Source organism: Pseudovibrio denitrificans JCM 12308 (genome assembly GCF_001310815.1).
Taxonomy (GTDB): domain Bacteria; phylum Pseudomonadota; class Alphaproteobacteria; order Rhizobiales; family Stappiaceae; genus Pseudovibrio; species Pseudovibrio denitrificans.
Genome location: NZ_BAZK01000012.1, coordinates 151,054 through 172,040, shown reverse-complemented (window position 1 = coordinate 172,040; position 20,987 = coordinate 151,054). Strand labels below are relative to the sequence as shown.

Here is a 20,987-nt window from a genome sequence, read left to right as displayed (position 1 = left end):
CTGGCTAATTTTTAAAGAGATGTAACTTCTAAAATTGTCATCTACTGGAAGTGTAGAACATTCAGTTATTTAGGGAATAAAAAAGCGCCGCTGGAGCGACGCTTTTCTTGATCTCACAATTCTGTCAGACCTAGGTGATGTTGTAGGCCGCGATGGCTGCCATGTTGAAGATCTCGCTGTCCTTTGCACCCATCGGTACAATCTGAACAGGCTTATCCATACCCACCAGCAGAGGCCCGATGAGTGTTGAACCACCAAGCTCTTCCAGCAGCTTTGTTGCAATGGAAGCTGAGTGGAACGCTGGCATGATCAGCACGTTCGCGGGACCATTCAGACGACAGAACGGATAAGCAGCCATCTTCTCCATGTTGAGCGCGATATCTGCACCCATTTCACCGTCATATTCAAAGTCCACCCGGCGGCGGTCAAGGATCTTCACGGCTTCCTGAAGGCGCTCCGTCCGCTCACCCTTAGGGTGGCCGAATGTGGAGTACGCCAGCATAGCTACACGTGGTTCAGAACCTAGACGGCGAGCAACGTGAGCGGCCTCTTCTGCGATATCCGCAAGTTCCTCAGAAGTCGGCATATCGTGAACTGCGGTGTCAGCCACCAGAACCGTTTTACCCGGTGTCACAACAAGTGAAACACCAATCACGCGGTGTCCAGGCTTGGTGTCGATACAGCGACTGATGGTTTCCAGCGCAACGGAATAGTTTCGTGTCGTACCCGTTACAACACCATCTGCATCCCCTCGTGCAACCATAATGGCTGCCCAGTAGTTACGGTCATTGTTGACGAGACGCTGACAGTCGCGCTGCAGATAGCCTTTGCGCTGCAGGCGAGAGTACAGGTACTCGGCATAATCTGCGTTGCGGGTGGAGGAACGTGCGCTGTCCAGACGAATACCCGGACGGTTCACATCAATACCGGCAGATGTTGCATTTGCGCGGATCTCATCCTCACGACCAACAAGGATCGCTTCACCCAGTCCTTGAGCAACAAAAGCAGATGCTGCACGAATAACCGCTGGCTCTTCACCTTCCGCGAAAACAATCCGTTTCGGGTTCTGGCGAACCTTGGAGATAATCCGCTGCAACGTACCAGCAATCGGGTCACGACGGCCCTGAAGTTGAGCACCATAAGCATCCATGTCCACGATCGGGCGACGCGCCACACCGCTATCCATCGCCGCTTGCGCAACAGCCTGCGGAATGCGGGAGATCAGGCGCGGATCAAACGGCACCGGAATGATGTATTCAGGACCGAAACGAGGGCGACTGCCGCGATAAGCTGCTGCAACTTCATCAGGAACATCCTCACGAGCCAGTTCTGCCAGCGCCTGCGCACATGCGATCTTCATTTCATCATTGATGGTTGTCGCATGAACGTCCAACGCGCCACGGAAGATGTAAGGGAAGCCGAGAACGTTGTTTACCTGGTTCGGATAATCAGAGCGTCCGGTTGCAACAATCGCATCAGGACGCACTTCCTTGGCTTCTTCCGGAGTGATCTCCGGATCAGGGTTCGCCATCGCAAAGATGATTGGGTTCGGCGCCATGGACTTGACCATGTCAGGCGTCAGTGCACCCTTAACGGATACACCAAAGAACACGTCTGCCCCATCCAGTGCGTCTTCAAGCGTGCGCTTGTCGGTCTTTACAGCATGAGCGCTCTTCCACTGGTTCATGCCAGCTTCACGCCCCTGATAAATCACGCCTTTTGTATCGCAAAGAAGAACGTTCTCATGTGGAACGCCCATCGCTTTCACGAGCTCGATACACGCGATACCTGCCGCGCCCGCGCCATTACAGACAACCTTCACGTCTTTAATGTCGCGATCAGTCATGTGAACCGCGTTGATCAGTCCAGCTGCTGCAATAATAGCAGTGCCGTGCTGATCATCGTGGAACACTGGAATATCCATGATCTCACGAAGGCGCTGCTCGATGATAAAACAATCTGGCGCCTTGATGTCCTCAAGGTTGATGCCACCAAAAGAAGGGCCGAGGTGCTTAACGGAATCGATGAACTCTTCAACGTTCTGAGTATCCACCTCAAGGTCGATGGAATCCACGTCCGCAAAGCGCTTGAAGAGGACAGACTTACCTTCCATCACTGGCTTTGAGGCCAATGCGCCAAGATTACCAAGGCCAAGAATTGCGGTACCGTTGGAGATAACGGCAACCATGTTGCCTTTGGTGGTGTAATCGTAAGCCCGGCTTGGGTCTTCTGCGATTGCCAGCACAGGAACAGCAACGCCCGGGGAGTAGGCCAGGCTCAGATCGCGCTGAGTAGCCATTGGCTTGGTTGGCGAAATTTCAAGCTTGCCCGGTTTTCCTTCATTATGGAAGGCTAACGCGTCTTGGTCAGTAAAGCTGACCTGCGAGCTTGCTGTTTTATCAGTGGTTGGCATGCGAAAAATTCCTCACCCTCAAGCGCAGTGTTCTTTTCAAATATCACTGGACGACATTATCCCCGTAAATTCGCGTTCTCAAGCTGTGAACTAAACGGACACGGGTGAAACACATAGAACCATTTGCTAGTGTCTGCGCCATGACTACAGCAGATATTGAAAAGCCTTCCCCAGCAAAAGGCCGCGTCACACCCATGATGGCGCAATATATTGAGATCAAGACAGCCAATCCGGATAGCCTCCTGTTCTACAGAATGGGCGACTTTTACGAGCTGTTCTTTGAGGATGCAGAGATCGCATCTCAGTCTCTCGGAATTACGCTCACAAAACGCGGCAAGCACAACGGTGACGATATTCCGATGTGTGGCGTTCCTGTGCATGCTGCTGACGACTATCTGCAAAAGCTGATTGGCCTTGGCCACCGTGTTTCTGTCTGTGAGCAGACGGAAGACCCGGCAGAAGCCAAGAAGCGTGGTTCCAAATCTGTTGTACGCCGCGATGTAGTGCGTCTTGTAACCCCAGGTACGATCACCGAAGATCGCCTGCTGGATGCAAAGCGCAACAACTTCCTCGCCTCCCTTGCCCGCGTCAAAGGAGGCAGTGCAGCAGACGGCAATCTTTACGGCCTCGCTTGGATCGATATGTCCACCGGCATGTTCCGTGTGGCCGAGAGTGATGATGTGCGCCTTGCTGCTGATCTGGCGCGTATTGATCCTTCCGAACTGGTGCTGGCAGATGCGCTGCTGCAGGAAACTGAGTTGCGAGCGACAGTCGAAGGACTTGGCGCTGCCCTTTCTCCCGTTCCGCGCACCTTCTTTGATGGCGCAAACGCTCAGGATCGTCTCTCCACCTACTTCTCCGTGGGCACGCTGGATGGTTTCGCCAACTACACCCGTGCTGAGCTGATCGCCGCCAGTGGTATTCTGGCCTATATCGACAAGACCCAGCTGGGAGAGCGCCCTCCTCTGGATCCGCCAGTGAAGGAAGCTGCGGCTGGCCAGTTGCTGATCGACCCGGCAACCCGTGCCAACCTGGAGCTGACCCGCACCCTTTCCGGCGAGCGTCGTGGCAGCTGCTGTCTGCTATCGACAAAACCGTGACCGGTGCAGGTTCCCGCCTGTTGGCAAGCCGTTTGGCTGGTCCCCTTACGGATCCGGAACAAATTCGTCATCGTCAGGATACCATTGCGTTTTTTGCATCGGACACCATGCAGCGCGAAGATATCCGCGGTCTGTTGAAGTCTGCACCGGATATGTCCCGCGCTCTGTCCCGTCTTGCTGTGGACCGTGGTGGCCCGCGGGATCTGCAGTCCATCGCGTTTGCAATGAAGTCTGCACGTGAAATCGCTGGCTTGCTCGCATCCGGCGGTGCTTATCCGCAGGAAGTTGGCTTTGCCGTGCAAAAGCTGGAACAGGCGCCGCATGCTCTGGGCGAAAAGCTTGGCATCGCAATCGCAGAAGAGCCACCGCTCCTCAAGCGCGATGGTGGCTTCGTTGCGCCGGGTTACAATCCAGACCTTGATGAACTGAAAGCCCTGCGTGATCAAAGCCGTAAGGTCATCGCCCAGATGCAGGCTGATTTGGCAGAAGAGCTGGGCATTCGCTCCCTGAAGATCAAGCACAACAACGTGCTTGGCTGGTTCATGGAAGCACCAACAGCGCAGTGTGATCCGATGAAGGATGACCCTGCCCGCTTTATCCATCGCCAGACCATGGCCGGCGCTATGCGCTTCACCACCACCGAGCTGGCAGATCTGGAAAGCAAGATCGCCAGCGCCGGTGAACGCGCTTTGGCAATTGAGCTGGAAATCTTCAACGAGCTGACCAAAGCCGTCGTTGCTGCAGGTGGTCTCATCAAAGCCGCTGCAGAAGCACTGGCTATTCTGGATGTGTCCACCTCGCTTGCCGTTCTGGCAGAGGCGGAGAATTATTCCCGCCCAACCGTTGATGGCTCGCTGGCCTTCACCATCGAAGGTGGTCGTCACCCTGTTGTTGAGCAAGCTCTGCGCAAATCCGGCGAACCATTTGTGGCAAACAATGCCAACCTCGGCCCGCAGGAAAGCTATGAAAACGGCCAGATCTGGCTGATTACCGGTCCGAACATGGCCGGTAAATCCACCTTCCTGCGCCAAAACGCTCTGATTGCTGTACTGGCGCAGATGGGTAGTTTCGTTCCTGCAACGAATGCGCATATTGGCGTCGTGGACCGCCTGTTCTCCCGTGTTGGTGCTGCAGATGACCTTGCAAGAGGCCGCTCAACCTTCATGGTTGAGATGGTGGAAACTGCTGCGATCCTTAATCAGGCAACCGACCGTTCGCTTGTTATTCTTGATGAAATTGGCCGCGGAACGGCAACGTTTGACGGTCTCTCCATCGCTTGGGCGGCCATTGAGCATCTACACGAAACCAACCGGTCCCGCTCACTCTTCGCGACCCACTATCATGAAATCACAGCGCTTTCGCAGCGTTTGGAGCGTCTCAATAACGCAACCGTTCGTGTGAAGGAATGGAAGGGCGACGTTGTCTTCCTTCATGAGATTGTAGAGGGTGCTGCAGACCGGTCCTACGGTATTCAGGTAGCAAAGCTCGCTGGCCTGCCGAAAACCGTTGTCAGCCGCGCGCAAAAGATCCTGAAACAGCTGGAAGAGCAAGACACCAACAAGCCTTCTGAGAAGCTGTTGGATGACCTCCCGCTCTTTGCCTCTTTCTCCCAACCGCTGGAAACCATTCCGGAGCCGGAAGAAGAAGAGAGCTTTGTGTCCAATGAGCTGGTGGAACTGCTGGATAGCTTTGATCCGGATGATATGACACCACGTCAGGCGCAGGAGGCGCTCTACGCGCTCAAGCAGAAGCACAAAGAGCTGAGCGCAAGCTAACCCTTTCGAGGTGAAAACGCCTGATGTCGTCATCCCGGCCACCGAGCCGGGATCCATAAATGACAGCACAAAGAGCACCGCTGGAAATTTCCGGCGGTGTTTTCATGTGAAACCCGATAATCGGGATGAGCAAGGCGGCAGGCAATACCTGCGCTACTTATTGAAACTAATTCTTCGGCATTGGCTACACGCCTTGCCCGGGCTTTCTTGGGATGAACAACGTCGCCTCTTTTGCCTATAAGGCACGATAGTCAGTTTCCTGAAAAGACAGTGGCTTATCCAGTCAGGTTTCCCTGCCCAAACAGTTCCTCCGTCTTTGACAAACACATCAGCAAAAGCAGGTTATCCCTGCCGGTGCATCAGCGCTCGTCACCGCGTGATACCCTATATTCCTGGGCCCTTCCCCTCAAACCATGCGGCCACGTTTGAAGTTCGGTTCACCGGACCACCGAAAGCTGCGTTACCTCTTCCGATAGCCCCGCCCAGCCTACGACAAACTGACGGTCGCTCCGCCAGCAGCCCGAATGCGCAGGCATGGCTTTAGTATGGGCATGGTTTCAAGCCAGGGGGATAAGTTTTTTGGCAACTCGCCTCACTCCTCGGTGTCATCCCGGCCCCGGAGCCGGGATCCATACCCCCTAGCCTTGCTATTTATCTGAGGCGTTCGACCAATCTCTGATACTAGGGTTATGGGTCCCGGGTCTACGCTGCGCTTCGCTCGGGATGACACCGAGGAGGCTCCTCCTCCGCAACCTCTGCGCAGCTACCTGTTACGAAACCGAAATGCACTCATGCTGATGGAGCGGTAAGTGAAGCTCTCATGCAGCTTTTCGCCATAGGCATGCTCTCCCGCCGCTCCATAGGCCACCAGAAGCGGAAGGAAGTGCTCATCGGTTGGCAAGGCCTTCTGATAGTATTTGTGATTGCCGGAGGAAAGCAGAGCGCAGGTCTCCCCTTGTTCGACCAGCTCAGTGATCCAGTGGTCAAATTCCAGAGCCCAGTTCGGCGCGTCACCGCTGCCGCTAACCTCAGAGAAATTATGCGTTAGCGCGCCACTACCGATGACAAGGATGCCCTCTTCCGCCAACGGAGCCAAAGCCCGCCCAAGATTGAAGCTTTCTTCGCTGCCATAGGAGTACGGCAGGGATACCTGAACTACGGGCACACCCACGTCAGGAAATGCCAGAGACAAAGGCACCCAGGCGCCGTGATCCAATCCCCACGTGTCATCCTCCCGCACATTCAGGCCGTAGCGCGTAATAGCCTCATGCACGCGGGAAACAAACCAGCTTTCTGCAGTCGCTTCGTACTGCATCTCATAGAGTTGGCGTGAAAAACCGCGAAAATCGTGAATGGTCTTCAGTGGTCCGGCAGCATTGATGCTCAACCGTTCTGTTTGCCAATGGGGCGAAATAACAAGCAAAGCCTTTGGCTTAGCCTCTGATTTCGCTAGGTTTTTGAGAAACTGATGAGCTTCCAGCTCAGGTCTTATTGCGAGATCTGGTGCTCCATGTGGTAAAAAGAGAGGCGATTGTTTCATGTGAAACGCTTTTTTTGTTTCGGTTTGTTGATGAATTTCCTGTCTCTTGCAGAGTATTACATCAACTCAACCTAACCAATCTCAGTAAAGCTGATAGGACTGTTCACTAAAACAAGCATTATCCACTCGCTCAGCCCAACGGAATTTCACGCGACCTCTGGAAGAAGCATGAAACACCTGCTAGATAGAGGAGCTTTTTATCAATGGGCCTCTTCATGACACGAACACTGAAAATTACGCGCCTTCCCCATAGCGAAGGATTGGAGCTTCCTGCTTACCAAAGCGCAGAAGCTGCCGGGCTGGATCTGCAGGCTGCCAATGAAGAGGCAATCACGCTGCAATCGGGCCAACGCGCCATGGTGCCAACAGGCCTTTCCATCGCGCTGCCATCTGGCCACGAAGGTCAGGTCCGTCCTCGTTCCGGTCTTGCTGCCAAGCATGGCGTGACCGTTCTGAACACGCCAGGCACCGTTGATGCGGACTATCGGGGCGAAGTGAAGGTCATTCTCATCAATCTGGGTGAGGAAGCTTTTGTGATCGAGCGCGGCATGCGCATCGCGCAGATGGTTGTTGCACCAGTGACTCAGGTGCAGATCGAAGAAGTGAAAGAGCTGGAAACCACGGAGCGTGGTGCTGGCGGATTTGGCTCCTCAGGTCTCTAAAGGAATACAGGGAAGTAATATGAAGCCGGAATTGGTGATTTTCGATTGTGATGGCGTTCTCGTCGACACCGAAACCATAGCGAATGAGGTCCTCTCCGGCTTCATGAAGGAAATCGGCCTCGATTTCTCGCCTTTGGACTGTCACCACCGCTTTACCGGCACCGCGATGGACACCATCAAGGAAGAAGCTGAACGTCTGAGCGGTAAAAAACTGCCCGATGATTGGGCTGCGCAGGTGCGCAAAGCCGATCTGGTCGCATTTGAAGCTGGAATCGAACCAATTCCGGGCATTCTGGATGTGGTGGCGCACCTGAAAGCAGAAGGTATTCCATTCTGCGTCGGTTCTTCCGGTCGCTACGAAAAGATGCAGATGACCCTTGGTTCCTCCGGTCTTTGGGAAACCTTTAAGGATGTCCTCTACTCCGCGCAGGATTGCAAGATGGGCAAACCAGCGCCGGATATCTTCCTCTACGCCGCCAAAGGCATGGGCTACAAGCCGGAGCAGTGCGTGGTGATTGAAGACAGTATCGCAGGCATCAAGGCCGCAAAAGCCGCAGGAATGCGCGTCTTCAACTACACCGGCGATGCTAATGCAGACATCGAGCAAGCCAAAACGCTTGGCGCGGTCACCTTCGGCCACATGTCTGAACTGCCGGCTCTTCTGGGCCTCAAATCTCTGGATGAAACCGCAGTTTAAAGGCTGCGTGTTTCAAGCCACGATCGTTCCTCGCAAAAGAGGATACTAATTCCGCAATCAAGTAGAAACTAATTCTAATAAATGCGGAATATTTATCTCTTGTTTCTACATCTGGCAGTTTTCAGGGTTTTTGAAACCTCGAAAACCCTCGATACACTTCCTACATTTCAGTGAGGATTTTGATGAGCCCGCCTTCGGGATTCTGACGTGGGGACAGGGCTCAATCTCACTGGATAATTGTATAAAGGGGATTTCGATGAGCACTTCCAAGCCGGGTCGTGGAAAAATTTACTCTTCCATCACTGAGACTATCGGAAACACACCAATCGTACGTCTGGATCGCTTGGCGAAAGCTCACGGCGTAAAGGGCAACCTGCTGGCCAAACTTGAGTTCTTCAACCCAATCTCTAGCGTGAAAGACCGCATCGGCGTGGCAATGGTTGAGGCGATGGAAGCGGCAGGCAAGATCATTCCTGGCAAAACCACTCTGATCGAGCCAACATCAGGTAACACCGGTATCGCGCTGGCATTCGTCGCAGCTGCGAAAGGCTACCGCCTGATCCTCGTGATGCCAGAGACTATGTCCATCGAACGTCGCAAGATGCTGAAGCTTCTCGGCGCTGAGATTGATCTGACTGAAGGTCCAAAGGGCATGAAGGGCGCTGTTGCGCGCGCTGAAGAGCTCCTGCAGGAGATTCCGGATGCTGTGATCCCACAGCAGTTTGAAAACCCAGCCAACCCTGAGATTCACCGCAACACCACTGCGGAAGAAATCTGGAACGACACCGACGGCAACGTTGACGTGTTCGTATCCGGCATCGGCACCGGCGGAACCATCACAGGCACCTCTCAGGTCCTGAAAGAGCGTAACCCATCCCTTCACGTGGTTGCTGTTGAACCTGCTGACAGCCCGCTCCTGTCTGGTGGCCAGCCAGGTCCGCACAAAATTCAGGGCATCGGCGCTGGCTTCGTGCCAGGTGTGCTCGACACGGCTGTTTATGATGAAGTCGTCACCGTTTCCAACGAAGATTCCTTCGCGCTCTCTCGTGAAGTTGCGAAGACGGAAGGTGTTCCAGTCGGCATCTCTTCCGGTGCAGCGCTGAAAGCAGCGATCGAGGTTGGTAAGCGTGATGAGATGGCAGGCAAGAACATCGTCATCATCATCCCAAGCTTCGCAGAGCGCTACCTCTCCACGGCCCTGTTCGAAGGTCTGGAAGCGTAAGTTCTGGCAACAGCCTGAAGCAAATTAAGGGAGGCTTATGCCTCCCTTTTTCATGCGTAACGTTATTTCGAATGCGAATCCAAGCTCATTTCGAGTCTGAATCGAATAAGCATTACTCTGGCGGAGTACCATTTTTGTCCAGCACTTCACCTGCAAGATAAAGCGAGCCACCAAACAGAATGCGCGGTGCCTCTTCCTCATCCAATGACCGCCCGACAACTTCAGAGATTGCATCTTCCAGCGTCTCATGAGACGAAGCAGACAGACCTGCAGCCTGTGCAATCTCAGCAAGTTCCTCCGGAAAACGTCCTGCAGCCGTGGTTGTCAGCGGCACGCACATCACGTGCTTTGCCAACCCCTCAAACTGCTGGAAGAAGCCTTCAGGATCCTTCGTGTTCATCATGCCCATCACCAGAAAGGTCGGGCGTGAGGCCTTGTCAGTCAGGTCCGCAAGGAAAGCTGAGATCACCTTCGCTGCGCCGGGGTTGTGTCCCCCGTCCACCCAGATCTCTGTGTTCTCCGGCAGTCTCTCAAACAGCTTGCCTTCATAAAGCGGCTGCATCCGTGCTGGCCAGTTGATTGACCGCAGCGCCTTATCACAAGCTACCCGTGCCTCTTCACTCTCCAGCAGGCCTGCAGCGCGCAAAGCAGCCAAAGCAAGGCCTGAGTTGGAAAGCTGATGGAAACCGGCAAGCTTTGGCGGAGAAAGGTCCAGCAGGCCAAACTCATCCTGATAAACAAGCCGTCCGCCCTCTTCCCAGGCAGAAAACTCCTGTCCCTGGAACCAGATCGGTGCTCGCACCCTGCCTGCCTTGTTCTCAATCACATCCCGAATAGTATCCGCCTGAGGCCCAACCACAACCGGACAACCCGGTTTGATGATGCCGGCCTTTTCCATGGCAATGCTTCAAGGCTGTCGCCCAGGAAGTTCTCGTGATCCTTGGAAACTGGGGTAATGATGCTCACCAGCGGCTTCTCGATAACGTTGGTGGCATCCAGAACACCGCCAAGACCAACCTCCAGAACCAGATAATCAGCTGGATTGTCAGCAAACAGGCAGAACGCAACAGCGGTTGTCGCTTCAAAAAACGTCAGTTCATGAGCATCATTGGCTTTCTCAACACGCTTAATCGCTTCCAGCAGCGGTTCATCTTCAACAAGCCGCCCTGTCGCTCCCAACCGAACCCGCTCATTAAAGCGAACCAGATGCGGTGAGGAGTAAACATGAACCGTCTTGCCCTGTGCCTCCAGAAGTGCCCGGATGGACGCACCAGTGGAGCCTTTGCCGTTGGTGCCTGCTATGTGGAAAGTCGGCGGAATGCGCTTCTCTGGGTTTCCCAGCGCCTTGAGAACCCGATGCATGCGATCAAGGGATAAATCAATCTCGTCCGGATGAAGTTTCATCAAGCGATTAAGGGCGGTATCGATCTTGTTCATAGGCTTTGCACCTGCTGGGAATTCAATAAAGAAAAAGCCCGGCACAGTATGCCGGACTTTTAAAAACAAGTCGTAAGTCCATAACCCGTATGGATTTAGGAAGTCGCAGCAACCTCAGTGCCTGCTTCTGGTTCCGCCGGCTTTTCTTCAAGCACTGGCAGCTGAGCGTCACGCTTCATCAGCAGGTTACACAGGTTGGAAATGGTTTCTTTCAGGTCGTGACGGTGCACAACCATGTCGACCATGCCGTGATCACGCAGATATTCAGAACGCTGGAAGCCTTCTGGCAGCTTCTCACGAATGGTCTGTTCAATCACACGCTGTCCAGCAAAGCCGATCAGAGCATTTGGCTCAGCAATGTGCACGTCACCCAACATCGCGTAAGAAGCTGTCACACCACCGGTCGTCGGGTTGGTCAGCACCACGATGTAAGGCAGGCCTGCTTCACGAAGCATCTGCACGGTCACAGTCGTGCGTGGCAGCTGCATCAGGGAGAGGATGCCTTCCTGCATGCGTGCACCACCAGATGCAGCGAACATGACGAAAGGTGTTTTGTGCTCAACAGCATATTCCATGCCGCGGATGATGGCTTCACCAGCTGCCATACCCAGGGAACCACCCATAAAGGCGAAGTCCTGCACAGCAGTGGTCATGTCGTAGCCGTTCACCTTACCATTTGCGACCACAACAGAGTCGGTCATGTCGGTTTTGGCTTTGGCGTCCTTCAGGCGGTCAACATACTTGCGCTGATCGCGGAACTTGAGAGGATCGACAGTAACTTCCGGAGTTTCGATCTTGGTGTATTCACCTTTGTCGAAGAAATACTCCAGGCGCTTCTTGCTGGAGATGCGCATGTGGAAGTTGGAGTTCGGCACGACCCACTGGTTTGCCTCAAGGTCGCGATGGAACACCATCTCGCCTGTTTCAGGGCACTTGATCCAAAGGTTTTCCGGTACTTCGCGCTTTTCGAGAAAGCTGCGGATTTTCGGCCGTACGACGTTGTTAATCCAGTTCACGGGCAGCCGCCTGTCTTTAATTTCGTTTTCGATTTTTAATGGCCATTAAACGGGCCATACGTAAAGCAATACTTATTTCCGGGCTTTTTCTACACCCACACGTAGTGAGCTCACAAGGTCGGTAACAGCAGCTTGTGTCTGATTTGTGGCTTTACCATTCTCATCAAGGCTCTTGCGAATTGCCTCAACAAGGATGGAGCCAACCACCACACCATCAGCGTGTTTGCCAATTTCCTCAGCCTGTTCAGCAGTTTTAATGCCAAAGCCAACAGCTACAGGAAGGTCTGTGTGGGATTTAATTCGGGTAACCGCCTGTGCAACGGCGGTTGTGTCTGCAGCAGCAGATCCGGTAACACCAGTAACGGACACGTAATAAACGAATCCAGAGGTGTTCGCCAGAACAGTTGGCAGGCGCTTGTCGTCAGTTGTTGGCGTGGTCAGGCGAATGAAGTTTACACCGCCCTCAATTGCCGGAATGCAGAGTTCATCATCTGCTTCAGCAGGCACGTCAACAACGATCAGGCCATCAACGCCAGCTTCGCGTGCTTCTTTCACAAACGCTGCGCTGCCGCGTACATAGATCGGGTTGTAATAACCCATCAGAACGATTGGGGTGTCATCGTCCTTTTTACGGAACTCACGCACCATCTGAAGGGTCTTGTCCATGGTGTGACCATGCGCCAGAGAGCGCTGAGTCGCCAGCTGGATTGGAACGCCTTCAGCCATCGGGTCGGAAAACGGCATGCCAAGCTCGATAACATCACTGCCTGCTTCTGGAAGAGCATCCAGAATAGCTTGTGAGGTGGCGAGGTCCGGGTCTCCAGCCGTAATAAAAGTTACGAGTGCAGGACGTCCTTCAGCCTTGAGCTTTGCGAAGCGTCGATCAATACGAGTTTCAATCATTCATCCGACCATCTGATGTATTGGGGCAAGCCCCACCAATCAATCAGCAAGGATGTAGGGGTGCAACTAGCCCCATGTCAATAAACACAGCGCAAATAGAATGCGTTTCTGGCGATTTTTATGAGAAATAGACAACAGCTCCAGAGAATATCCAGCGATATAGACTCGTGAAGGCGGCGATTAACCATTACGTCAATCAAACTATTGCCTTTTCTGATCTTGTGAGCGCGCCAGTAGCAGCAGTCGCAACACTCTGAAAAACAAAAAAGCCGCAGATGATCTGCGGCTTTCTGACAGCGTATCTCCGAAAAGTGGAAAGCGGTTTTCGGATAAAGATACGTGAGAGTAAAAAATAAAAGCAGTTCAAATGTGAACTACTTTCATCTTGAAACTAAACGCAAATTAGTTGCGGCGGCTTTCCAGGAAGCCAACAATGCGGCGTACATCATGCAGCACTGGCTCAGCGATTTCCGCGGCGCGTTCAGCACCATCACGAAGAACAGCATCAACGCTTGCAGGATCGTCCATGATCCGGCGCATTTCGTTGTTCATTGGAGCCAGTTTCTCAACCGCCAGTTCAGAAAGAGCAGGCTTGAACGCTGAGAACTGCTGACCGCCGAACTCGCCCAGAACTTCTGCCTTGGACTTGCCAGCAAGAGCCGCGTAAATGCCAACAAGGTTGTCAGCTTCCGCACGACCTTCCAGACCATCCACTTCACTTGGAAGAGCCTCAGGGTCTGTCTTTGCTTTTCTGATCTTTTTCGCAATGGTGTCCTGATCATCAGTCAGGTTGATGCGGGAAAGATCAGAAGGATCAGACTTGGACATCTTCTTGTTGCCGTCACGCAAGCTCATGATACGGGTCGCAGGACCAGTGATCATTGGCTCGGTGATCGGGAAGTACAGCTCATCTGGTGCTTCGTGAGAAGGCTCAGGGTTTGGAACACCCAGACCCAGCTCTTTGATGCGCTCAGCAAAGTCATTGTTGAACTTCTGCGCAATATCACGTGTCAGCTCGAGGTGTTGCTTCTGGTCATCGCCAACCGGAACGTGGGTTGCGCGGTAAGCCAGAATGTCTGCTGCCATCAGGTTTGGATAAGCAAACAGACCAACGGAAGCGTTTTCCGCGTTCTTCCCTGCTTTGTCTTTGAACTGAGTCATACGCTTCAGCCAGCCCATGCGAGCGATACAGTTGAAGATCCATGCCAGCTCAGCATGTTCTTTCACCTGACTCTGGTTGAAGATGATCGACTTCTTCGGATCAACACCGGCTGCGAGGTAAGCAGCTGTTACTTCACGGGTCTGCTGCGTCAGCTCGGCAGGATCCTGCCAGACTGTGATCGCGTGCATGTCAACGATGGAGAAGATAGTCGGCATCTGGTCCTGAAGCGGAACAAAGCGGACAATCGCACCAAGGTAGTTACCGAGGTGGAGGTTTCCGGTTGGTTGAACACCGGAGAAAACGCGAGGCTGAAACGCCGTCATAACAAATATCCCTAGGCTTGGGCCTGTTGGAAGGGCCAGTGGGTTGCGCGAGCATAGATTGAATGGGTGACAAACAAACTAGGACAGCCCGCGCAGAGTAAGCCCGGTGGTTATGACTGCGCTTTTGCGTATGCGCAAGTGCTTTGCAAAGCCGGAAAGCCGTTATCGCCGCAATTTCTGCAATTGTGCGCGAAAATCTACAGTGCCGGTCAGCTGTACCAGAATTCCAAAGGAAACCAGTCCGATAGCGACCAGAATGACAAGCTCGCTTGCGCGTACCACAAACAGGTTGGAAGCCGAAAGCGGTTCAAGAACAAGCGTGCCGCCATAAACCACAACGCCCATCAACGCGCTGGCAAAGCCCAATAGCGGAATTCTCTTCAGTAATGCGCTGTCGATGACGAAATGACCACGTCGCCAAAGCACAAACGCCAGCAAACTGGTGTTGACCCACCCTGCAGCCGTTGTGCCGATTGCAATGCCAACGTGCTTGAAAGCAGGGAACAGCAGGATCGACAGAGCAACATTCACCACCATGCCCACGGCAGCAAAGTACATCGGTGTCTTGGTATCTTCCCGCGCAAAGAAACCCGGAGACAGCACCTTGTTCAGCACAAATGCTGGCAAACCAACGGCAAATGCCATCAATGCCAGTGCAGTTTGCTCAACAGCCGCATCAGTAAACTGACCACGTTGGAACAGCACCGCAATCACAGTGTCGGGAATAATCACGAGAGCAACAGCAGCCGGAAGTGTCAGAGCAAGAGCAAATTCCATGGACCGGTTCTGCGTATGATAAACCAGCTCTTCCTGCCCGGAGCGCAACTGGCGCGTCAAGCTCGGCAACAGTACCACACCAATCGCAATACCCACCACGCCAAGAGGCAGCTGATAGATCCGGTCCGCGTAGTAAAGGTATGAATTTGCGCTGCTTTCCAGCGATGCGATGATCGTTCCGACCGTAATGTTAATCTGGGTAATCCCCCCGGCAATCACACCGGGAACACCTAGTACCAACAGGCGTTTAACACCGGGCGTCCAGCGCGGCCGCATAATCGGAACGCTGAACCCAAGCCGCTTCATACCAATGGCAACAACAGCCAGCTGAACAACGCCAGCAACTGCAACACCAACCACCAGCAACACACCTGTGGTCTGGTTTGGCTCCATGCCGTAAAACCCGATGCCTGCCAGCACCGCCATCATCACCACATTGAGCATGACGGGCGCCATCGCGGCAGCCAGAAATCGCTGAAATGTATTGAGAATTCCGCTGATAAAAGCGAGCAGTGACATGAACAGCAAGTACGGGAAAGCAATTCGCGACATCAAGACGGTGAGGTCAAACTTTGCCGGATCAGAGTAGTAGCCCGGTGCCAGTAGATGCACCAGCAATGGCATGAACACCTCGGCCAGCGCGAGGATAACAACCAGCGTCCAGAACAGAGCCGCTGCGATCTCACCCGCAAACTGCCGTGCGCCGTGCTCGCCATCTTCTTCAACAGAACGAGCAAAAAGCGGTACGAAGGCTGAATTGAATGCACCCTCTGCGAACAAACGGCGGAACAGGTTTGGCAACCGAAAAGCCACTACAAAAGCATCCGCAACGGGGCCGGTGCCCACAAAGGCAGCCAACATCACGTCTCGCCCGAAGCCGCAAAGGCGGCTTAGCATTGTCGCGCCACCAACCGTGGCGAAGCTCTTGAAAAGGCTCATATAAAATTACTTACCTGTAAGTTTTTGAGGTCTACGGCGTGAGCTCATAGGTGCTTTTTGTGGCTTTTTACCGTCAAATGCATTTTTAAGTCTATCGCGAATGGATTCCTGTCGGCCCACATTGTGAACTTTCTGGCCAGTCAGATCCGTCACATAAAATACGTCCACTGCCTTCTCCCCAAACGTTCCAACATGTGCGCTGGCAATGTTCAGGTTCAATGCGGAAATCTCGGTGGTCAGATCAGAAAGCAAACCAGGCCGATCAAGGCCGGTCACTTCAAGGACCGTGTAGTTTTCGGACCATGAATTGCTAACCAAAACAGTCGTTTGCAGGGAAAACGCCTTGCTTCGTGCATTCGGCTTTTTCGCCAGTCCTTTCACTTCCGGCACTGGTGCAGTCCCACGCAATGCCTCTTTGATCAGACAACAAATCCGCTCACCACGACGATACTCATCATCATCTTCCGGCAGCTCACGACTGATATAGATCGTATCTAGCGCGAGGCCGTCCTTGGTGGTGTCGATGTGTGCATCCACAATGTTGGCACCAGCTGCGAAACAAGCCTGCGCAATCGTGGACAGAAGCCGCGGGTGGTCAGGTGCCAGAACGGTGATTTCTGTAACACCTTCAAAGGCATGCGGTTTCACAGCGGTTGCCAGATGCTCTTCTTCCGCATCTGTCATGCGGATCAGGTTGGCATGGTTGATCTTGCTCTTCAGATCAACCCGCAGCCAATAAGCCGGATAGTGGCGGTTGAGGTAGTTGTCCAACTCCTCATCAGACCAACCTTCCAGCTTCTCAGCCAGCTCTTGCTTAGCAAAATCAACACGTTGCTGCTGACTCATGCGGCCATGGCCACCACTGAGAATGGTTTCGCTCTCATAATAGAGCGTGCGCAGCAATTGCCCTTTCCAACCATTGAACACATTAGGCCCTACAGCCCGAATGTCCGCAACGGTCAAAATTAGCAGCAACTGCAAGCGCTCCAGACTTTGTACTTTGCGACAGAAATCTTTGATGGTTTTTGGGTCACTCAAGTCGCGAGACTGAGCGACGGTGCTCATCTCCAGATGCTGTTCAATGAGCCAGGCCACCGTATCGGTTTCAGCAGGAGAGAGGCCCAGACGCGGGCAAATCTTGCGCGCAATCTTCGCTCCAGCAATAGAATGATCCTCAGGCCGTCCCTTCGCCACATCATGCAAAAGCATTGCAACATAAAGAACTTTTCTGCTGTGAACTGACTTGATGAGGTCAGTCGCCAAAGGATGACTATCCCCGCCCATCCCGCGCTCAATTTCAGAAAGCACGCCGATGGACCGGATGAGGTGCTCATCAACGGTGTAGTGGTGATACATGTTGAACTGCATCATTGCCACGACCTTCCGGAACTCCGGCAGGAACTGCCCGAGAATGGAAGACTCATTCATCGCACGTAGAACGGTTTCCGGGTCACTGCGGCTTGTCAGGATCTTCAGGAACAACCTGTTTGCCTGTTCATTCTTGCGGAAGTCAGCATTGATCAATCGGCGGGATCGACGAACCAATTTCAGTAATTCTGGATGCATATCCAGATTGGTTTTGTCGATCAGATAGAAAACACGGATCAGATTGACCGGGTCTTTTTCAAAGATATCTTCCTTCGCCGCAACGATACGTCCATTCTCGACAAGGAAGTCCCTGGTACCCTTGATAGATCGCCGTTTATGCTTGCTGCCCGGTACAAAACTCCCCAAAAACCGGGAGATACTCGGAGCAGACTTCACATGCTGCTCTTCCAGTGCGGCTGCGAAAATACGAGTCAGATCACCAACATCCTTCGCAACAAGGAAGTAGTGCTTCATGAACCGCTCAACAGCGCGCATGCCGGGGTGGTCCATGTAGCCAAGCCGGTCAGCAATTTCTCGTTGTACATCAAAGCTTAAGCGCTCTTCAGGCCGGTTCGTCAGAAAATGCAGATGGCAGCGCACAGCCCAGAGAAAGTCCTGACTCTTTCGGAACCGATTCAATACACGTCGGGAGAAGACACCTTTCTCAACCAACCCTAAGCCATTGGGAACACGATAGAAATACTTGGCGATCCAGAACAGCGTGTTCAGATCACGCATCCCGCCCTTGCCTTCTTTGACATTCGGCTCCACCAAGTAGCGCGATGCACCATGCCGCTCATGCCGATCATCCCTTTCAGCCAGCTTGGCTGCGATGAACTCCGGCCCGGAACCTGAAACGATCTCCTTATCGAAGCGTTTGGTAAGCTCTTGAAACAACTCAAGATCACCCCACACATACCGCGCTTCCAGAATGGCTGTTCGCACGGTCATATCTTCCCGGCACTGCTTGATGGTCTCATCAAGGTTGCGAGTGGAATGGCCGACCTTCAGGCCCATGTCCCAGAGCATGTAAAGGATGAACTCAACGACCTGATCACCCCAGGGCGTTTGCTTGTAAGGCCAGAGGAAAAGCAGGTCCACGTCCGAGTGCGGCGCCAGCGTTCCGCGACCATAACCACCAACGGCAATTACGCTGATGCGTTCAGACTTCGTTGGATTTTCAACGGGATAGACGTGTGTAACCGCAAAATCATAGATCACCTGAATGATCATATCCTGCACACAGGAGAGGCGCTCGGAACAACGGCGTCCTTGCCCGTCATCCATCAGGAGCTTTTCGATTTCCTTGCGGGCTTCTTTGTGAGTGGATTTCAGCTTGGTCAGAACTTCACTGCGCAGCTTAAAGCTGCTGCCGTCGCCATCGTACTTTTCAACCAGCTTGTTCAATTCGTTGAGAAGCGATTTGGGATCAACCAGTTGATCCACTTTGAGTTCTTCAGGCGTCATGTCAGCAGTCCACTTCAAAAGTCAGCACACTGACTTTACAGAGCTTTGCCTGCTTAGACTAGATATTGTCGCGAGAGCTAACCACTCTTAACTGGTGAATGAGGTGCTCAAGGGATTCTTCGGAAAGACCGTTGATCTTGGAAGCCAACATGTTCGTCAGCTCGGTCGCCCGAGGTGTCAGGCCACCTGTATCGATGGTGATCTTCGGGTTGGAAAGTTCCGCAAGCCGTTGAAGTTCCTCAGCTTCATCCCAGATCACATTGAAGTAAGTGATGATGCGCTGAACCATGTACCAGGTTGGAGTACCACGCTTGCCGTGTTCAAGCGCGCTCAGGTAGGCTGAGGAAACCGAAAGGGCCTCCGCCATCTCCTTCAGGGTAATGTTCTGCTTTGCCCGCAGCTCCCTAACCTTGGCTCCAAAAGGTGTCATCCTGCTGAAATTCCTAAGCTATTTCTTGCGCTTGCGGATGCGAACGTAAAGCGCACCGCTGCCCCCATGCGAAACGTGAGCTTGGTCGAAGCCTACCACACAGCTGCGCATATCAGGAAGAGAAAGCCACTGCGGTACCATTCTGCGCAGAACACCGCGATCATCACCGTATGGACTATGCGAGTTATCCAGCCCCTTACCGGTGATGACCAGCACCAGAGAATAGCCCATGGCCTGCGATTGATAGATGAACGAGGTTAAGCGTTGGTGCGCTTGATACTGGGTTAGACCATGAAGATCGATCCGCGCATCGATATAGCCCTTCCCTCCGCGAACAACTTTCTTGCGCTCTTTCTTGTTCAGCGGCGAAAGTGGCGGAATTGGTGGCACAACTGGCGTTGGCGGAGTGTAGTCCGGAGCCGTCTTCCCTTTGTAACCACGTGACTTTTTCGCCTGTGGCTTCGGCGGAGAAACAAGTTGCGGCTTCAGCTCCGGCTGAGGTGCTTCAGCGGTCTGTGTGGTGATAAGTGGTTGATCTGGTTCGGAAAGCTGCGTTGTGTCTTCCAGCAGGTCGGAAAGGCGCTCGTGATGCCATGGCGTCAGAGTGGCTTTCACCCTGTTCCACAAGCGCTTATCTGCTTCCGTCAGCTGCTTTGTCTTGGCTCGCTTTGTGCGATCACCATTCGTCATCTATCCGATCCGTCCACGATCATTTATTATTTTGGAACAAGGAGATAGAATTCCGCACGGTGACGGATATTCCCGGCAATTGCACCTGCCTCTGCACCACTTCCAACATAGATATCGCCGCGCGCCGGTCCTTTGATGGCTGACCCGGTATCCTGGGCAACCATAAGCTTGGCGAAGCGATCACCTGATTTGTCGTAGGTCCTTAACTCACTAGAGACAAAAATTAAACTGCCATATGTGTGCAGATCATCATCAATTGCCAGTGATCTCAGGTCCGTAAGCGCTGTTCCTGCACCTCCAATGGCGGCAACCTCAGCGTTTTCCGGAGATTGTAACTCGAAGAAGATGTAGGATTTATTGTGCCGGAACACGTCTTTTTGCTGAGATGGATTCGCGGATAACCATGCCCGAAGTGCATCCATGCCCATGTTTTCGCGAGTGATTTCGCCCCGCTCAATGAGGACACGGCCAATCGCGGTGTAGTCATGGCCGGACTTACCGGCAAACGCCAGACGGCGCAATTCGCCATTGGTCAGGCGAACCCGGGCAGAACCCTGAACAGCTGTAAAAAATGCATCTATCGGGTCTTTCACCCAAAGCACTTCAAGGCCCATTCCATCCAGCGCGCCATCCATAACATCCCCGCGGGTCGGCATCACTTTCAGGTTCTTCGGATAACCGTGAAGGGGGACAACATATTCGCCAGTGCGAACAAGCGAGCCTTCCAGCTCCGGCATGTAATAGCCGGTCACAAACCCGTCGTCCTCAACGCGGCGGAACGTAAAGTGCTGTTCCAGAAAGGCTTTTGCTTCCCGTCCGTCGTTTGCGTTGATTTTGCGCGATTTTGCGCAGATAGCGCGTAATTTTGCGTCGCTAATGCCAAACGCTTTGGTCGGCAGCGTTCGGCCCTCACTTCCCTCGCAATGCGCTACAAATGCGGAAAGGGCCGCAGAGTGATCATCTGCAGCCCATCTTTCGATTTCGTTGGGATCAAGTGGCCCGGAGAGCTTCGCGCTTCGCATGGTCCTATGGTCATTTCCTAGGGTAGCTGTAGCAGCAGAACTTA

Annotated in this window: 13 protein-coding genes and 2 pseudogenes; 4 read left to right on the top strand and 11 right to left on the bottom strand. The window is 53.3% G+C overall.

Annotated elements, in window-relative coordinates; genetic code table 11:
• Nucleotides 1–130 precede the first annotated feature (130 nt).
• Nucleotides 131–2,413 (bottom strand): NADP-dependent malic enzyme, encoded by a 2,283-nt coding sequence (locus JCM12308_RS17370; RefSeq protein WP_014283270.1) that lies wholly within the window; start codon nt 2,411–2,413, stop codon nt 131–133.
• A 140-nt stretch (nt 2,414–2,553) separates the two neighbouring features.
• Here JCM12308_RS17370 and mutS point away from each other — a divergent pair.
• Nucleotides 2,554–5,288, top strand: a pseudogene (gene mutS, locus JCM12308_RS17365) (DNA mismatch repair protein MutS).
• Nucleotides 5,289–6,051: 763 nt separating this feature from the next.
• On the opposite strand, the gene JCM12308_RS17360 reads toward mutS, so the two are convergent.
• Nucleotides 6,052–6,828 (bottom strand): DODA-type extradiol aromatic ring-opening family dioxygenase, encoded by a 777-nt coding sequence (locus JCM12308_RS17360; protein WP_054784572.1) that lies wholly within the window; start codon nt 6,826–6,828, stop codon nt 6,052–6,054.
• Between the two features lie 203 nt (nt 6,829–7,031).
• Between JCM12308_RS17360 and dut the strand changes: the two genes are divergently transcribed.
• From dut to cysK, 3 genes are all read left to right on the top strand, one after another.
• Entirely contained in the window at nt 7,032–7,490 is a 459-nt protein-coding gene (dut, locus tag JCM12308_RS17355; RefSeq protein WP_054784571.1) for a dUTP diphosphatase, read from the top strand.
• Nucleotides 7,491–7,509: 19 nt separating this feature from the next.
• Nucleotides 7,510–8,187: an HAD family hydrolase gene (locus tag JCM12308_RS17350; RefSeq protein ID WP_054784570.1), complete on the top strand. Its 678-nt coding sequence runs from the start codon at nt 7,510–7,512 to the stop codon at nt 8,185–8,187.
• A gap of 256 nt (nt 8,188–8,443) precedes the next feature.
• Nucleotides 8,444–9,409 (top strand): cysteine synthase A, encoded by a 966-nt coding sequence (gene cysK, locus JCM12308_RS17345; protein ID WP_054784569.1) that lies wholly within the window; start codon nt 8,444–8,446, stop codon nt 9,407–9,409.
• Between the two features lie 112 nt (nt 9,410–9,521).
• Here cysK and JCM12308_RS17340 read toward each other — a convergent pair.
• The 9 genes and pseudogenes from JCM12308_RS17340 to mltA all read right to left on the bottom strand — a co-directional run bounded on the left by JCM12308_RS17340 (nt 9,522) and on the right by mltA (nt 20,943).
• Nucleotides 9,522–10,891 (bottom strand): annotated as a pseudogene (locus JCM12308_RS17340) (bifunctional folylpolyglutamate synthase/dihydrofolate synthase).
• 50 nt (nt 10,892–10,941) lie between these two features.
• On the bottom strand, nt 10,942–11,862 hold the full coding sequence (accD, locus tag JCM12308_RS17335) for an acetyl-CoA carboxylase, carboxyltransferase subunit beta (protein WP_008550714.1): 921 nt from the start codon (nt 11,860–11,862) through the stop codon (nt 10,942–10,944).
• A gap of 72 nt (nt 11,863–11,934) precedes the next feature.
• Complete coding sequence (gene trpA, locus JCM12308_RS17330; RefSeq protein ID WP_054784568.1) at nt 11,935–12,765, bottom strand: tryptophan synthase subunit alpha; 831 nt, start codon at nt 12,763–12,765, stop codon at nt 11,935–11,937.
• Between the two features lie 402 nt (nt 12,766–13,167).
• Nucleotides 13,168–14,250: a tryptophan--tRNA ligase gene (trpS, locus tag JCM12308_RS17325; protein ID WP_008550640.1), complete on the bottom strand. Its 1,083-nt coding sequence runs from the start codon at nt 14,248–14,250 to the stop codon at nt 13,168–13,170.
• A 162-nt stretch (nt 14,251–14,412) separates the two neighbouring features.
• The gene (murJ, locus tag JCM12308_RS17320) at nt 14,413–15,966 is read right to left on the bottom strand and encodes a murein biosynthesis integral membrane protein MurJ (protein WP_054784567.1); all 1,554 of its coding nucleotides are present in this window, start codon (nt 15,964–15,966) and stop codon (nt 14,413–14,415) included.
• A 6-nt stretch (nt 15,967–15,972) separates the two neighbouring features.
• Nucleotides 15,973–18,801 carry a [protein-PII] uridylyltransferase gene (locus tag JCM12308_RS17315; RefSeq protein ID WP_014283282.1) on the bottom strand — a complete coding sequence of 943 codons (2,829 nt, stop codon included), beginning with the start codon at nt 18,799–18,801 and terminating at the stop codon, nt 15,973–15,975.
• A gap of 58 nt (nt 18,802–18,859) precedes the next feature.
• Nucleotides 18,860–19,231, bottom strand: a complete 372-nt coding sequence (locus JCM12308_RS17310) for a helix-turn-helix domain-containing protein (RefSeq protein WP_008550300.1) — start codon at nt 19,229–19,231, stop codon at nt 18,860–18,862.
• A gap of 18 nt (nt 19,232–19,249) precedes the next feature.
• The gene (locus tag JCM12308_RS17305) at nt 19,250–19,921 is read right to left on the bottom strand and encodes a Smr/MutS family protein (RefSeq protein ID WP_054784566.1); all 672 of its coding nucleotides are present in this window, start codon (nt 19,919–19,921) and stop codon (nt 19,250–19,252) included.
• Between the two features lie 26 nt (nt 19,922–19,947).
• Complete coding sequence (mltA, locus tag JCM12308_RS17300) at nt 19,948–20,943, bottom strand: murein transglycosylase A (protein ID WP_054784565.1); 996 nt, start codon at nt 20,941–20,943, stop codon at nt 19,948–19,950.
• Nucleotides 20,944–20,987: the final 44 nt, after the last annotated feature.